We start from the raw sequence: 14,655 nt of genomic DNA, 5'->3' as shown, positions 1-14,655 counted from the left end.
ACAAACCCTGCACCGAAAGGTGCGGGGTTTTTTATTTGTGCTGGCGTGGATGCAGAGCCCGCGTTACGGGTTCACCAAAACGCCAGGAGCGTTTTGGAACGGCGGCTTTATCGCCGGCCCGCAGGGCGTAAGCCATGGATGGCTTGCGTAAATCCCGCCAGCTCCACCACATAAGATAGACGCCCTAAGATCTTTTTAAAAACAAGGTCTTAGGGTCTTCTTTACCCTCTTGTTCGGGGAGCCTTCTCGGGAAACCAGTTCCATCATATAATCCTGCCGTTGTTTAATTTACGGAAGCTAGACAATGGCCCGCTGGAAAAAACCTTCAGGTAAGTCCCATATCAGCCTTAGAGGCGACACTTATTTTGCTCGCCTTACTGTTCCTCCAGACGTCCGAGACGACTTCGGTAAGTCAGAGCTTGGGTATTGAAGTGTGAATCTTGTCCAAGAAAAGCGCCGCCCTCTCAACCGGACATTCTAAGTTGGTGTTGACAGGAACGATGGATGATAACTTTGCGGTGCTGCAGGACTGACTCGATAGCGAGCCTGAGTTCATTGATTCGCCAGATGTTGAGGATGAAAGGCTACCGGAGTTTCTCCCTTCATTCGGTTACCCTAAAAGTTTCGGGACTCGTATAAACACGCTGAGACACTGTAACTTTTACTCTTTCGAGCTTCATGACTTTCAATAGTGAAAGGTGCTTGCTATAATCGCTCTGTAGCATTTGAGCGTCGTAGCCATTTAATGTGTGTTACCAGATAATGTTGAAAAAACCTAGTAACATTACACCTCTATATGTCATTATGTTGAAACTAGTAGAATGCTATTTAAATTTTTAGTATTTAAGGAATAGCTGATGATCTACATTAAACCCTTAATCAGTATATCATTTCTGTCCATTCTTTTTTTGACTCCGAATACAGTTAAAGCAAGCTCTATCAAAGGTGTGATTGACTCCGTAACCAAGGCTACAGCCAATGCAACTGTTGTGCGTGGATGGGCTTGTTCGGAATATATTGATTCACCTGTGTCAATCAATATTTATGCGCGCGGGCTGGATGGCAGCAAAACATATATTGATTCCTCATTAACATCTATTGAATCAGAGGCTGCGATACACAACATTTGTCAAACGGACAATTCCGTTCCGCATCGATTCAAATACACAATATCAAGCAATCTCTCCCAAAAGTATGAGGGTTTATTTGTGCATGTTGAAGTTGAGGAGTCTACATTGAGACACTCTGGACGCTTCCCAATTGATTTTCACGATAGTCTTTATTCGGAAAGCAAGACTCAATGTAGTTCAAGTTTTGTCGCACGTGTCTTAGAGAATAGGACAGATGGAATTCACGTAACATGTAATTTAACAATCCCATCAGAGAGCGTGGTGCAAAGAAAGCTTCTTTTTGTCGGTGCAGAAAGCTCGAATATAGATATAAACTGCAATAATTCGGAACTACCAGGGGTTGCAGTCTACTCGAGAAAAACCATTCTAGATGTTGAAGAAATCTCGCGCTGGACACCACCGAAAAACATAACATTTACTAACTGCAAATTTAATAGTATCGTTTCAGTTATGGGGGTGTCAGCTACTCCTCATAGTCAATCACTTTCACCTATGGCGTCTCATGACTTAAGGCATAGCTCTTATTCCTTCTATCATGCAGAAAGGGTTCGTTTTTATTCTCCGAAGAACGTATCATTCATTAATTCCACTTTTGATGTGGATGGTACTAAACTTTATTTATCGCCCGGCTCTCAAGAAGTAAATGTCATCGGATCAATTTTCAAGGGCAATAGCGATGAAGTATCCATTTATATAGATGCTGAGTCAACGGCGAATAAAATTGAATCAAACTACTTTATTGATAATAATCCGACTGGTCGCGAAACAATCGCTATTGACGGAGCGTCTTATAATATTATTAAGAACAATGTTTTCGCTAACTCTTCTCGAGGTGGAATTTTTCTTTACCGTAACTGTGGCGAAGGTGGCGCAGTAAGACACGAAACACCGAGTTTTAATATTATTGAATCAAATTATTTCTACAATGACTCTAGCAGTACTCCTGTAATTTGGATAGCGTCTAGAAATGGCAATAGAAATTACTGTAATGCAGATAGCGGATATCCCTTTGGAAGCTCTATCTCTGACTTGGATCTTGCCGAAAACAATGTCGTTTCATCAAACCTATTTGAATACGGCGTGAGAATTCAAGTCGATCATCAGCCCAATATAGTTAATAGTAACTCGGTAATGAGCGCATATGATCCTCCAATATATCAACCTTGCACCGATTACACAGATCCGAAGTGTCTAGAGGAGCCGTAATAAAATGAATTCCTGAGTAATGATTATAGTTAGAAATACTATTTCTAAGATAAGTACTTCGCTAGTTAATTTATCGCATATAAAAGCTAAAGCTTCGATGTCTAACGGGTTTCTTGGACGTTTATTAAATGTAATGCGCAACTAGGTGTTTACGATTATGCGTCTGTTTAGAATCGAAACGTTGAAGATTTCAGAGCCTTACGGGTGGATTGATAGCTTTGATGGAACGCGACTCCAAGGGTGGATAGCTTCTCAAAGTAGAGATTTGCGAATTGAGGTATTAGTAAACTCCAATTTGATTGGCCAGTATACTTGTGACGTTTATCGACCAGATATTGAGAATTCTTTACATGAGAAATCATCGGGCTCTGGTTTTGATATACCACTTTCTATCCGGGAACCTGCTTTAGTAGAAGTAAGGTGTGCTAATACACACATTAGCTTAAATGGCAGCCCCTTTTTATATGCCCCGAATACGTTTCTTTCCTTACAAACACTAAAAAGCATTAAAAGTTTTTCTGAGCATTTGGCATATGATTTTCATGCATTGTTTAAAATTTTGATTGAGCTCGGAGTTGCAAGAAATAAGGAACAATTATCTAGTATTGAAGATACTGTTCAAGTTGCCCCTTTATATAGTTATAAGAAGAAGTTAACGGGATTGGTTTGGTTTTTTCCTACGCTTGGGAAAAAAATTGTTCAACTGAACAAGCATGAAAAGGAAGCTGCACGTATTCAACAGTTGCATCACCAACTGCATCACCAACTGCATCACCAACTGCATCACCAAAATAGCCAAGGGCATACTTTTAAAATTCCTCGTTTACTAGGTTTGATTTCGCTCCCTAGCAAAGAGTCACTTAATCAACCTATCCAAGCTCTTATATATCAGTTCATAGACCCTGTGCAATGCAATGACCAGAATAATGAAGAGAACCTTCGTGTTCACATGATAAGAGCGTTGCTGGAGTTGAATCAGTTTGAAGATGTCAGTTTGCGAGGCGCGCATCCGTTTAAAATTGTTCGATTACTTCGTGACTTGTTGAGGCTATTTACTGAAAGGGAGTGTTTTTCTGAAAAACTCTCAACGCTCAAGTTGCTATTGCGGTTTTGGAGGTTGCCATGCGTTTTTTCTCATGGCGATGCACATCGAGAGAATTTTCTCATTGAGAAGCAAAGTCGAGACTTATACTTAGTGGATTGGGGTCATTATGGGTATTTACCTTTGGGATTCGATATTGCTTATTTGATTAAAGACCAAGATATTAACTCTGCGATTTTGCTTATGAGAAACGCCCTTTCGTTTTATGACCAAAGCTACTCGGACAAAATTCAGTCATCAGTTCTTCTGAATATCTTCTATATTAGGCACATAAAAGGGGCTGGGTCTGCTAACCACAAACGGCTCTTAAAAAAGCTACTCTGTAGGTAATTGATACTCAAAAGCTGGTGGGGTAATGATATTACCCAGTAAGCGTAACGCCAACCACACCTATTTAGCCATATCTTGAAGCCGTAGACTACCACCAAGTTTAATTAATAATGTGGTAGCCAGATGAGTCGAGTACATCGAACCATAAGCGTAACGCCAACCACACCTACTCAGCCATAGCTTGAAGCCATAGGCTACCACCGATTCTAATTGAAAAGGTAATAGCATTATGAGCCAAACATACCGAACCGTAAGCGTAACGTAAGCGTAACGCCAACCACACCTATTCAGCCATAACTTGAAGCCGTAGGCTACCACCAAGTTTAATCAACAAGGTAGTAGCCAGATGAGTCGAGTACATCGAACCCGCGAGCAATGGCGTGAACTGATTAGTGAATTTGAACAAAGCGATCTCAGCCAGAAAGACTTCTGCGAGCCTCGAGGCATCAACCCAGCTTACTTCAGTCAACGTCGATTAGCGTTGCATCGCGAAGCTGAAGATAATGATGATGGCTTTGCTTTGGCCGTTCCTCAGCCCCCAAATTCGCAGCAATCAGTACAGTTACGCATCGGTCAAACCGAGTTGGTGTTACCGCTTTCGGTGTCACCACGTTGGGTGGCGCAGTTGGTTAAAGAGCTCAGTGCATGAAAATGTTCGTTGAGCCGCCGGCCATCTATTTGCACAAAGCGCCGGTCGACTTTCGTAAAAGCATTAATGGTTTAAGTGCCATTGTTGAGAGCGAAATGGCGCTCTCGCCGTTCAGTGGTGCGCTGTTTATCTTTTGCAATCGCCAACGCGATAAGCTCAAAGTGTTGTACTGGGACAGAACAGGCTTTTGCCTTTGGTACAAGCGCCTTGAGAAGGCGAAGTTCAAGTGGCCACGCAAGATGCCAGGTAGCACCATCACGCTCACTGAGCAGCAGTGGACTTGGCTGCTCGACGGCCTCGATATTACCTTGATGAAAGGCCATCAGCCGCTCCATTTTAGTGCAATGACCTGATCGTTTTTGGCCATATAGGGATCAAGCATAACAGCGATTTATCGATCACCAATCGGTCTAAGAAATCCCTTATCAGTAGCGGCTTAGCACCTCGTGTTGCGGTATAATAGCCGTATGAAAAAGCTTGATACCAACACACTTCCAGATGACGTTGAAGCACTCAAAGCGATGGTGCTTGAACTACAGAATCAGCGGCTTGAGCAGCAGGCTGAGACGGCTCGCTTGCAGCAAGAAGGCGAGCGCTGGAAGCGTGACTTTTATCAGCTATTGGAAAAATGGCAATTAGAGCTCAAGAAACGCTTTGCTGCCAGTTCAGAAGGCTTGCCTGGTCAGGGCGACCTGTTCAACGAAATCGAAGACATCCTCAACCCTGACGCGGATGAAGTGGCTGCCGAGCAGCACATTGCTTACACGCGCAAAGTTGGCCGCCGTGCCCGTTTAGATGCCTCACTGCCGCGCAAAGACGTTATCCACGATATCAGCGATGAAGAGAAAACCTGCGAGTGCTGCGGCACCGACATGCATCGCATGGGCGAGGATGTCAGCGAAAAGCTCGATTTTATTCCTGCCAAGGTGCAGGTGATTCGCCATGTACGGCCGAAGTACAGCTGCCGCACCTGCGAGCAACACGGAACCGAGACGAAGATTAAGCAGGCACCGATGCCACCGAGCATGCTGCCCAAGAGCATTGCTACGCCAAGCCTGCTCGCTCAAATCATCACGGCCAAGTTCCAGTATGGCTTGCCGCTGTACCGCCAAGAAACCATGTTCAAGCAGTTCGGTGCGGACATCAGCCGCCAGACCATGAGCCGTTGGTTGGTGGCCGTGAGCCAAAAGCTTGAGCCGCTGTACCAGTGCCTGCACGATATCTTAGTGCAACAGCCGGTGCTATGGGCAGATGAGACGACACTTAAAGTCATCCAGTCGGAGAAAAGCAAATCCTACATGTGGGTGTATGGCTGTGGCGGTGATAAACCGCCACCTGATAGTACCTCACCATTACCCAACATCGAGCTCTATGACTACCAGGATGGCCGTGCCGGCGTACACCCGAAAGACTTCCTGCAAGGCTATCGCGGGCCCTTGCAAGTAGATGGCTATCAAGACTATGAGCAAACCGAGGCCAAACTTGCAGGTTGCTGGGCACATGCCCGACGTAAGTTCGTGGATGCTAAAACCGTGCAAGGCAAAAAGAAAACCGGCCGCCCCGATGTCGCGATTAAGTATATCCAGAAGCTGTACCGCGTTGAGCGTCTGATGGCCAGTAAGTCAGCGGACGAGCGCTTACAGGCACGACAAACTGAATCGACAAAGGTGATGAATAGCTTCAAAGAATGGCTTGATGCCCAGCTTACCCAAGTGCCACCGATCAGTGTGCTCGGCAAAGCCGTGCAATACACCCTAAACCAGTGGTCAAAACTGCAAGTGTACTTAACCGACGGGCGCATCAACATCGACAACAACCGCGCCGAGCGCGCCATCAAACCGTTCGTGATAGGCCGCAAAGCCTGGCTGTTCGCGAACACCCATGGCGGTGCCGATGCCAGTGCGGTGCTCTACAGCCTGGTCGAAACCGCCAAAGCCAATGACCTGCAACCGATTGACTACCTGATGAGCCTGTTTGAGCAGTGGCCACTTATCAAAGACGGCGATGATATCGATCACCTGTTGCCTTGGAACATCAAAATCTCGGTCTAGCGTCAATTATCTTGATCGGTCGAATGGCCAACAAAACTGATCCACCTTAGAACAAAACCACGATCAACGTGTGCTACTAGCGACGCTTACGTTAGGGCTTAATAGTGCCACGCTATTCAGAAGAACGTAAGCAATCGATCTTAAGTAAAATGATGCCGCCGTTGAACATGACCATCGCAGAAATTGCACGAACGGAAGGCATTGGCGAACAAACCCTTTATAATTGGCGTAACAAAGCCAGAGAACAGGGTCGTCCAGTGCCAGGAAACAAGTCAACACCCGAACAATGGTCCGCTGAAGCGAAGCTTGCGACCGTGATTGAAACCGGCTCCATGAGTGAAGCCGAGCTCAGTGAGTACTGCCGTGAGCGGAGGCTTTACGTTGAACAGGTGAAAGCCTGGAAAGCCGACTCACTCAAAGGTTTTGCCAGCTCACGCGAGCAAGAACTCGAAGCCAAGCGTCAGCGCGAAACTGACCGCAAAGAGATTAAGCAGCTCAAACGGGAGCTGCGCGAAAAAGAAAAAGCCTTAGCTGAAACTGCAGCTTTATTGGTACTCAGAAAAAAGCTGGATGCGCTCTGGGAGAACGACGACGAGGACGATTGACCTCGGTCTCACAGCGCATTCAATATGTGTCGTGGATACGTGAAGCGAATCAAACGGGTGCTCGATTACAGCTTGCCTGTGACGAAGTTGGCATCAGCCTGCGCACGTATAAACGCTGGTATCGCGGTGGCAAAGTAACTGCTGATAAACGCCCTGAGGCAATACGTCCAGCGCCGCTGAATAAGCTTAGCGAGCACGAGCAACAGATCATTCTGGATGTGTGCAATGAAAGTCGCTTCGCCAGTTTACCGCCAACGCAAATTGTACCGGCGTTGCTGGATGATGGCTTTTATTATGGCTCTGAGTCCACGTATTACCGGGTGCTGAAACAGCACGGACAGTTGCAGCATCGCGGCCACAGTCTTTCACCTCGGGTCGCAAAAGCGCCAGAGACGTTCACGGCTACAGGGCCGCGTCAGGTGTTCTGCTGGGACATCACCTATTTACCCAGCAATGTACGGGGTCAGTTCTTTTACCTGTACATGCTGGAAGATTTATACAGCCGCAAAATCGTCGGCTGGGAAGTCTACGCAGAAGAGTCTGGCGAGTTGGCAGCAGAGCTCCTGCAACGCACGTTGTTAGTTGAACAGTGCGCCCATAGCGGCCTGGTGCTGCACTCAGACAATGGTGCGCCGATGAAAGCGCAAACGATGCGCGAGAAAGCCTATGAACTAGGTGTTAAGACCTTGTACAACAGGCCACGCGTCAGCAATGACAACCCGTTCGCTGAGTCGCTGTTTAGAACTTGCAAATACCGCCCTGAGTGGCCGTCAGCGGGATTTAAAAGCCTTGATGAAGCACGGCAGTGGGTATTGAAATTCGCGCGCTGGTACAACTACGAGCACAAATACAGCAAGCTGCGCTTCGTGACGCCAGAGCAACGGCATACAGGTCAGGACAAAGCTATATTGGCAGCGCGCAAGTCAGTGATGGAAGCGGCGAAAGCAAGACACTCAGTTCGCTGGGGAAAACGCCAGGTTCGAAACTGCACGCCGGTTGGGCCAACCACCCTTAACCCGGCAAAAGAGCAGATTAAACAGCAGCAAAAACAGGCGGCTTAAACGGCCTGATGGTGACAACTAGCTTGAAAAACACCGGCCGGCTTCGGTATTTACTTGCACGGTATAAATGAATTGTTGGCCAACGAATTCGGCACGAGTGATCACCGGTTGTTTGGCTTGGATGTATTCTTGCAATAACCAAAGACCATCAAGCGGCTCGTCGATGTCACTCCGTTGCAGGTAAGCTTCAAGTTCAGCGCTGTCATTGAAGCGTTGTACACCGAGTCCTTTACCACCGCGATTGGGTTTAACGATGAGTGGCCAATGGTTAAAGTCTTGTGCCGCTTGAACAAGGTGCTGTTTACCAACAACTGCGTGGGTTTTCGGTACGCGTAGTCCAGCTCGCTGTAGTGTGGCGTATTGGGAGAGTTTGCAGATTTCTAAGGCAAGCACATGGGGGCCGTTAACGACGGTTCGCTCGGCGCTTTCTAACCAAGTTAGTGTGGCTTTGGTTAGCTCTGGGGCGAAGCGGTGACCACGCGTGTGAGAGGACGCACTCATGCGATTATAATACACCGCGTCTTCTGGTTGCTGGCTAAACGGCACAACACCAGTGTCAAGAAACCACTCGGTGGCCGTCACGCCACGTTGTTTGAATGCGTCTCGTAATGGAACGAGCCATTCTTCATTTTCATGAATGATCACTATCGGTTTCATCGCGGCCTCTGAATAAATTTTCAATGGACTGCTATTACAGCGGTTGCCGCTACTTTGATCAATCGCAAATGGTTATAGCTTGGAGTTTTTTGACCTAAGCCGCTGAAACTGTTTGGCATGCCAAAGGCTTTGCGCAACAATAGCGAAAATTAAACAATTGGGTTCGAAAAGGAAGGTGTTGCCATGGGCAAGTCTCTGCGGATTTTGCTGGCTTTGTCGTTGTGTTCAACCACTGTTTCAACAGTTCAAGCATCTGAGACTGCTGGTGACATTCTGCGCGTTGCGCTGCCGGCAGCTGCTTGGGGTATGAGCAAGTATGCTCAGGACGATGAAGGGACGCGACAGTTCTACTACAGTTTTGCCACCACAGTGGTGAGTACTTATGCGTTGAAACAAGTGGTGAATAAGCAGCGCCCGGATGGTTCGGACAACGACGCGTTTCCATCTGGACACGCGTCCATGGCCTTCCAAGGCGCCGCATTTATTCAGCGCCGCTATGGTTGGGCCTATGGTGCACCGGCGTATGCCCTCGCAACTTATATTGGTTATACGCGGGTGGATAGCGACAAACATGATACGACGGATGTCGTTGCTGGTGCACTTATCGGCTTTTTGAGTAGCTACTACTTTGCAGAGCCGATTCATGGCTTTCAACTGACGCCAACGGCTCAGTATGGCAGTGTCGGTTTACAGTTAACGCGCCGTTTTTAATCACAGCTTTTCAAGGAGTTCATTCATGGCCAAAGCAGCAGCAGTGCATATTTTGGTAAAGACCAAAGAGCAGGCGGAGCAGTTAAAGAAACAGCTTGATGCAGGTGCAAACTTTCATGAGTTGGCCAAGAAGTACTCGATTTGCCCGTCGGCCAAGCGCGGCGGCGACCTTGGTGAATTTCGTCCGGGCCAAATGGTTAAAGCGTTTGATAATGTCGTTTTCAAAAAGCCGATTCTCACCGTACATGGCCCGGTAAAAACTCAGTTTGGTTATCATCTGATCAAAACGCTTTACCGCAGTTAAATCCAGTCGTCTGCTCTGACGCGACAATTGATCGCGTACTTCCTTGCGGTAAATCAAAAGTATATACCGGACGCTTGTTATACTGATTAAAAATCACACAAGTGGTGGAAGGTATGGGCCTAGCAAATAAACCTGTTGCATTAGTGACAGGAGCCGCTGCCGGTATCGGCAGAGCGACGGCACTTGCGTATGCAAAAGCAGGTTGTCATCTGGCGATCAGTGATGTTCAAGCTGATAAGTTGTCGGCAGTTGCGCAAGAAATCGCAGCATTGGGTGTTGAAGTTCTCAGTGACGTCCATGATGTCGCCGACGAATCTGCGGTTCGTCAGTTTCATCAACGTGTCGGCGACAAATGGGGACGGCTCGATTATGCCTGTAACAATGCTGGCATTGAAGGTAAGCAAGCAGAAACCCATGAAATGGACATGGAAACCTATGACCGGGTGATGACGATTAATGTGCGCGGCTTGTTTGTCTGTATGCAAGAACAAATCAAGTTAATGCTACCGCATGGTCAAGGTGCGATTGTGAATCTTGCATCGATTGCAGGTCTCGTCGGCTTCCCGTCAATGGCACCTTATTGTGCATCAAAGGGAGCTGTGGTGCAGATCACCCGTTCAGTTGCGGTCGAATACGCGGAGCGCAATATTCGCGTCAACGCGATTTGCCCGGGCGTGATCAAAACAGACATGGTTGACCGTGTCACCAAGCAAGATCCAGAAACTGAAGCGGCTTATGCTGCGTTTCATCCGATGAACCGGATGGGCACCGTCGCTGAAGTTGCTGACACCATTGTTTTTATGTCGTTACCGCAATCTGGCTTTATCACCGGCCAAGCACTCGCGGTCGATGGTGGCATGGTAGCGCGCTAGGCGCATGAAATTCGCCAAGGACCTCGTTGGTTTGTTATGATTTGCCGACACGCATGATGTGTAAACTAACTAACCAACTGAGGTCTTCATGTCTGAATCTTTTCGTTATCATATCGGTACACTCGGTGAGCCATGGGGCGATGCTGAGAAGCAACAGTGGCTGGCAGAACAAACGGTCAAGCGTAGCTACTTTGATGATGTGGTAACTCGTATTGAACAACTTCGTCAGGACTTTTCCGTCGAACAGTATGGTGAACTCGCCTATGCGGAAAAAGTTGGCCGCAATTACCCACTGTATCTCGTGAAAACGAAGTCTTGGAATGACCAGTTACCGACGATATTAGTCACCGGTGGCGTACACGGCTATGAGACCAGTGGAGTCCACGGTGCCTTGCGTTTTCTCGAGACTCGCGCTGCCTATTTTGAAGATTTTTGTAATGTGATCGTGGCGCCGTGTTTAAGTCCTTGGGGTTATGAAACGATTAATCGTTGGAACCCACATGCAGTTGACCCGAACCGGTCGTTCTTGCAGCCTGTTGCGCCTGCTGCCGAGTCTGGCCTGTTGATGCAAGCTGTGGCTGACGTTACTGACCAGTTATTACTACATATTGATTTACATGAAACAACGGACACAGACAACAGTGAGTTTCGACCGGCGTTAGCGGCACTGAAAGGCACTGTGAATGACAATTGGAATATTCCTGACGGTTTTTATTTAGTCGGCGACGCCAACAAGCCGGAACTTGATTTCCAACGAGCGATTATCGCTCAAGTGAAACAGGTGACACACATCGCTGACGCTGACGACAGTGGCCGCATTATCGGCGAGCCACTCGCTGACCATGGCGTGATTCTTTATGACGGCAAGGGTGCTGGGTTGTGCATGGGTCTGTCGAATGCCCGCTATGTGACGACGACGGAAGTGTACCCAGACAGTGCCAATGCAACGCCGGAGGCCTGTATTCAAGCGCAAGTTGCTGCCGTTGAAGGAGCACTGAAGTTTGCGCTGGATGGGATCGCCTAGTTTTGATAAGCGATTGCACCATTTTGGTGCAATCGCTAAAAGTTAAGTAGCAAGAATCCAATCCCAATCCGATTTTGCCGGTGGTTGTAATCGAGCATGGTTTCCCCATAGCCGGAAAACACTTGCAGATAAAGACGCAAACCATCGGCTTGTTGGGTTAAAGGGTAGGTGTAGTCAAACTGCCAAGAGCCGCGTTGTTGTGAGAGCTCGCGTGCGCGTCGAGTGACACTTGCGGTCGACCGCCCGGGTAGCCATGAAACCCGCACTTCAACGTTGCCACGGTAGCGGATTAAATCTGGATTATCGTTATCTTCAAGCTTCTCATTAATTCGTTGTTTGTAGGTTCCTTCAATCATCAACTCACGCCATTGAGCGGTTGCTCCGCCATACACATAGTTCCAACTGCGGGAGAGAGGGTCGCTTTGACCATTAGACTCGTGGGCTAAACCGACTTGAACAAAACGCAACTCGACATCGCCGGGTAATGGTGTCCAATTTGGTTGCATCGGCACCACATAAAAAATTTCTGGGCGATGGTTGGTGCTGCGAAACGGTCGTGAATCTCGCTTATTGTAGGCTTGCCACATTGAGACTTGGGTGTAGGCGGCCCAAATATCTGCATTCGGTAAGAGAAAGTCTTCAAACAACTTGGTTCTCAGCGAAAGCTGCAACTTAATTTCATTGTTTTTATAAGTGTCATTCGGCTCAGTCGGTCCGAGTGTAGGGCTAACCGGCGCGTTGTTGATCGACGACGTGTAGTGCAGGGGTAAAATAAAATTAGGTTCAAATGTGCTGACGCGGAATGTGCCACGTTTTGATTCTGGGGTTAGTTCCCAAAATCGAGTGAGCGCATCGTCTACCGAGATCGTTGACAGCTCCGGATGCTCATTGTCGTCCCCTCCTGGCTCGCCGAGGGCAACCCCGGACAGAGAGAGAAAACACACAAGACTCGACAAATAAACGTGACTAAATTGGCGCATAGTAAGAAAATCCGATAGGGTTAAGGGCTATTTGCATTGATAACTATAAAAATAGCCATGAAATTATTTAAAAAACCAGTGCATCCGCGCAAAAACTTTAAGATTCGCCAATATATCGCAAGTAAGTCGATCCTGCACCTGACCGTCGTTTATGTCGGTATCAATGCAGCAATTGCGCTCACGTTGGCCTTGGCCTTAATTGTAATTACGCGACAACCGGCTGAGTTCGTCAATTACTTTTATTATCTTTACACCGAGCTGTTTGGAAAAGAGCCGACGTGGACGCTTCCTGATCGCTTTATGTATCAGAATATTCGTGCCTTTTTGGCGACGTTATCATTATTGTCGCCGGCAATATTTTTGGGTATCGTGGTCTACAAGTTCTTTGTCCTGAAGCGTGATAATATTGTTTTTCGAAGCTGTTGTGACACGTTTGAAGAAAATGGCGAGCAATTTATAAATGTTCACTTTTATATCTCGTCGTCCTTACGTCTCATTAATCTGCAGTTTTCGGCCTTTCTGCGTACCTATGAACAATGTCGAGAAAATGCTTCAGACAAGCTCTATCCGATGAATACCTTTGAAATTCCGCTGAACGGTGATGCCTTTTATCCCTTACCTTATAACTACGTCCCGAGTCGTTTCCGCGTCAAAATTAAAGGTAACCCGATGGGCATGCCACGCAATGAAGGTGTCTCCGTCGCGATTCAAGAGGGCGGCAAAATTCAAGTGAATACACCGGAACGAAAGTTTATTTTAGATACCAAAGCGGGCGATTTTTGCGAATTGTATATCCTTGCTCGCGGCGAGGTTCCGGATATTCAGTCGCATTTTTATGAAATGAAGTGCTACGAAATTCCTGAAGCACTTTCTCCTGATTCGCTGCCAGCGATGCGAACGCGCTTTGTCCGCGAGAAAGACCAGTTTATTGTCGAGAATTGGCAAGATTTCGAAAACGGCAAATTGAATCGGCGCCAGCGCCGTGCCGCCCAAAAGCGTTCTGGGACATTCTCAAAGCGGTGAGGTTAATAGTCGCATGAGGGCATGGCCTTCACTTAACAAGATCTGACTCACACGCTGATTGTCAGGGTCAAAGTTAGAACTCAGATTATGGTCAGCGAGGATATTTTTAATGGTTGCCGTGTCGTTAATGTCCAAGGCAATTTGGTGTTTGTTGAGCTGTCCAAGAATTGCAAAGAGCAATTGTAATTGATGGCTTTCGAGGTCATCGAGTGCAACCATGTGTAAGTCAAATTGCTGCGGGTTGTATAATTTAAATAAACTATATAAGTCGCGTAACTGCAACAGTGGACGAGGGTGGGCGTCGACCCGTAAGTCGACAAGTGTGTCAGAGCTGCCGAGGTAGCCCGCGTTAGGACGCTTGATTAGCAATGCTGCGGCAAGTTTACCGCGTTTGTCGCCACCTGCTTGTTGCCCCGCGATCATCGCTTTAAGCATGGCATCACCGATTTCATAACCCGCACGTCGACTGGCGCTGTAGGTTTCTGCAACCTGTTCGCAGGTGCCCGCTTTGAGCATGTTACCGAGAACTAAAAAGTCATTTCCTTGTATACTTTCGACTTCGTTGGTGCACTCAGGACCATTAAAAATAGTCGCTTCTCCGGTAAGATCCATCAATGCGACTTGACGCTTGCTGGCAATCGGATCGCCACTTAAAAACACGTCCAAGGCTTGCGTCGATGTTTGTCCTTGGCGCATGGCTTCCAGCGCAGCGCCTGCTGCGTCTGGATTGGCAAAGGATTGCGAGACGACTAAGCCAGCTTTACAGTCAATCCATGGCACGAGGGCGCCGACGGCCAAATAGTTTGAGGCCGTAAGAATCGCCCAAGTGTTGGTCTCTGGCTCGCGAGCAGCAAGCGTAAAAGTCGCAATCCTTCCCGGAAGATTAGACACAATCAGAACTCCTTATTGTTGCGAACGGACAGCTTAGCAAGTTTCGCATGGTCGTCCAA

15 protein-coding genes are annotated in these 14,655 nt (G+C 47.5%); 11 read left to right on the top strand and 4 right to left on the bottom strand.

What is annotated here, in order from left to right; all coding sequences use genetic code 11:
* Window positions 1-31: 31 nt before the first annotated feature.
* The gene (locus tag LAT77_RS01335) at window positions 32-172 is read right to left on the bottom strand and encodes a hypothetical protein (RefSeq protein ID WP_290562735.1); all 141 of its coding nucleotides are present in this window, start codon (window positions 170-172) and stop codon (window positions 32-34) included.
* Window positions 173-857: 685 nt separating this feature from the next.
* Here LAT77_RS01335 and LAT77_RS01330 point away from each other — a divergent pair.
* The 6 genes from LAT77_RS01330 to LAT77_RS01305 all read left to right on the top strand — a co-directional run bounded on the left by LAT77_RS01330 (window position 858) and on the right by LAT77_RS01305 (window position 8,134).
* Window positions 858-2,336 carry a right-handed parallel beta-helix repeat-containing protein gene (locus LAT77_RS01330; RefSeq protein WP_290562734.1) on the top strand — a complete coding sequence of 493 codons (1,479 nt, stop codon included), beginning with the start codon at window positions 858-860 and terminating at the stop codon, window positions 2,334-2,336.
* A 157-nt stretch (window positions 2,337-2,493) separates the two neighbouring features.
* Window positions 2,494-3,768 (top strand): phosphotransferase, encoded by a 1,275-nt coding sequence (locus LAT77_RS01325; RefSeq protein WP_290562733.1) that lies wholly within the window; start codon window positions 2,494-2,496, stop codon window positions 3,766-3,768.
* Window positions 3,769-4,114: 346 nt separating this feature from the next.
* Window positions 4,115-4,417, top strand: coding sequence for an IS66 family insertion sequence element accessory protein TnpB (locus LAT77_RS01320; RefSeq protein WP_290562732.1), 303 nt, complete (start codon window positions 4,115-4,117; stop codon window positions 4,415-4,417).
* Window positions 4,414-4,770: an IS66 family insertion sequence element accessory protein TnpB gene (tnpB, locus tag LAT77_RS01315; RefSeq protein WP_290562731.1), complete on the top strand. Its 357-nt coding sequence runs from the start codon at window positions 4,414-4,416 to the stop codon at window positions 4,768-4,770. Before LAT77_RS01320 ends, tnpB begins: the two co-directional genes overlap by 4 nt.
* 114 nt (window positions 4,771-4,884) lie before the next feature.
* Complete coding sequence (locus LAT77_RS01310) at window positions 4,885-6,468, top strand: IS66 family transposase (RefSeq protein WP_290562730.1); 1,584 nt, start codon at window positions 4,885-4,887, stop codon at window positions 6,466-6,468.
* Between the two features lie 104 nt (window positions 6,469-6,572).
* A protein-coding gene (locus LAT77_RS01305) for an IS3 family transposase (RefSeq protein WP_290562729.1) occupies window positions 6,573-8,134 on the top strand; the annotation gives its coding sequence in 2 pieces (ribosomal slippage) (window positions 6,573-7,023 and window positions 7,023-8,134; 1,563 coding nt in all).
* An 18-nt stretch (window positions 8,135-8,152) separates the two neighbouring features.
* Here the strand turns inward: LAT77_RS01305 and LAT77_RS01300 are convergent.
* Window positions 8,153-8,791 (bottom strand): hypothetical protein, encoded by a 639-nt coding sequence (locus tag LAT77_RS01300; protein WP_290562728.1) that lies wholly within the window; start codon window positions 8,789-8,791, stop codon window positions 8,153-8,155.
* A 183-nt stretch (window positions 8,792-8,974) separates the two neighbouring features.
* On the opposite strand from LAT77_RS01300, the gene LAT77_RS01295 reads away from it, so the two are divergent.
* The 4 genes from LAT77_RS01295 to LAT77_RS01280 all read left to right on the top strand — a co-directional run bounded on the left by LAT77_RS01295 (window position 8,975) and on the right by LAT77_RS01280 (window position 11,702).
* Window positions 8,975-9,502 carry a phosphatase PAP2 family protein gene (locus LAT77_RS01295; RefSeq protein ID WP_290562727.1) on the top strand — a complete coding sequence of 176 codons (528 nt, stop codon included), beginning with the start codon at window positions 8,975-8,977 and terminating at the stop codon, window positions 9,500-9,502.
* A gap of 25 nt (window positions 9,503-9,527) precedes the next feature.
* Window positions 9,528-9,806 (top strand): peptidylprolyl isomerase PpiC, encoded by a 279-nt coding sequence (gene ppiC, locus LAT77_RS01290; protein ID WP_290562726.1) that lies wholly within the window; start codon window positions 9,528-9,530, stop codon window positions 9,804-9,806.
* Between the two features lie 113 nt (window positions 9,807-9,919).
* Window positions 9,920-10,678 (top strand): SDR family NAD(P)-dependent oxidoreductase, encoded by a 759-nt coding sequence (locus LAT77_RS01285; RefSeq protein WP_290562725.1) that lies wholly within the window; start codon window positions 9,920-9,922, stop codon window positions 10,676-10,678.
* Between the two features lie 88 nt (window positions 10,679-10,766).
* A complete protein-coding gene (locus LAT77_RS01280; protein ID WP_290562724.1) occupies window positions 10,767-11,702 on the top strand; it encodes a M14 family metallocarboxypeptidase in 936 nt (311 codons plus the stop codon).
* A 35-nt stretch (window positions 11,703-11,737) separates the two neighbouring features.
* Here LAT77_RS01280 and LAT77_RS01275 read toward each other — a convergent pair whose 3' ends face one another.
* On the bottom strand, window positions 11,738-12,682 hold the full coding sequence (locus LAT77_RS01275) for a phospholipase A (RefSeq protein WP_290562723.1): 945 nt from the start codon (window positions 12,680-12,682) through the stop codon (window positions 11,738-11,740).
* 57 nt (window positions 12,683-12,739) lie between these two features.
* On the opposite strand from LAT77_RS01275, the gene LAT77_RS01270 reads away from it, so the two are divergent.
* The gene (locus tag LAT77_RS01270) at window positions 12,740-13,705 is read left to right on the top strand and encodes a hypothetical protein (RefSeq protein WP_290562722.1); all 966 of its coding nucleotides are present in this window, start codon (window positions 12,740-12,742) and stop codon (window positions 13,703-13,705) included.
* On the opposite strand, the gene LAT77_RS01265 is transcribed toward LAT77_RS01270, so the two are convergent.
* Entirely contained in the window at window positions 13,694-14,596 is a 903-nt protein-coding gene (locus LAT77_RS01265) for a DUF1028 domain-containing protein (RefSeq protein WP_290562721.1), read from the bottom strand. The two genes, LAT77_RS01270 and LAT77_RS01265, sit on opposite strands and share 12 nt — an antisense overlap.
* Between the last annotated feature and the right edge of the window lie 59 nt (window positions 14,597-14,655).

Origin of the sequence: Aliidiomarina sp. (genome assembly GCF_022565475.1) — a bacterium.
GTDB lineage: Bacteria > Pseudomonadota > Gammaproteobacteria > Enterobacterales > Alteromonadaceae > Aliidiomarina.
The sequence above is the reverse complement of the archived record's forward strand: the minus strand, read 5'-3'. Positions and strand labels throughout refer to the sequence as shown.

Excerpts from the sequence above, each read along its gene's own strand:
- LAT77_RS01295 (WP_290562727.1), top strand. The coding sequence starts at position 8,975 with ATGGGCAAGTCTCTGCGGATTTTGCTGGCTTTGTCGTTGTGTTCAACC.
- LAT77_RS01310 (WP_290562730.1), top strand. The coding sequence starts at position 4,885 with ATGAAAAAGCTTGATACCAACACACTTCCAGATGACGTTGAAGCACTC.
- LAT77_RS01275 (WP_290562723.1), bottom strand. The coding sequence starts at position 12,682 with ATGCGCCAATTTAGTCACGTTTATTTGTCGAGTCTTGTGTGTTTTCTC.
- LAT77_RS01270 (WP_290562722.1), top strand. The coding sequence starts at position 12,740 with ATGAAATTATTTAAAAAACCAGTGCATCCGCGCAAAAACTTTAAGATT.
- LAT77_RS01325 (WP_290562733.1), top strand. The coding sequence starts at position 2,494 with ATGCGTCTGTTTAGAATCGAAACGTTGAAGATTTCAGAGCCTTACGGG.
- LAT77_RS01320 (WP_290562732.1), top strand. The coding sequence starts at position 4,115 with ATGAGTCGAGTACATCGAACCCGCGAGCAATGGCGTGAACTGATTAGT.
- LAT77_RS01335 (WP_290562735.1), bottom strand. The coding sequence starts at position 172 with ATGTGGTGGAGCTGGCGGGATTTACGCAAGCCATCCATGGCTTACGCC.
- ppiC (WP_290562726.1), top strand. The coding sequence starts at position 9,528 with ATGGCCAAAGCAGCAGCAGTGCATATTTTGGTAAAGACCAAAGAGCAG.
- LAT77_RS01330 (WP_290562734.1), top strand. The coding sequence starts at position 858 with ATGATCTACATTAAACCCTTAATCAGTATATCATTTCTGTCCATTCTT.
- LAT77_RS01280 (WP_290562724.1), top strand. The coding sequence starts at position 10,767 with ATGTCTGAATCTTTTCGTTATCATATCGGTACACTCGGTGAGCCATGG.
- LAT77_RS01285 (WP_290562725.1), top strand. The coding sequence starts at position 9,920 with ATGGGCCTAGCAAATAAACCTGTTGCATTAGTGACAGGAGCCGCTGCC.
- LAT77_RS01300 (WP_290562728.1), bottom strand. The coding sequence starts at position 8,791 with ATGAAACCGATAGTGATCATTCATGAAAATGAAGAATGGCTCGTTCCA.
- tnpB (WP_290562731.1), top strand. The coding sequence starts at position 4,414 with ATGAAAATGTTCGTTGAGCCGCCGGCCATCTATTTGCACAAAGCGCCG.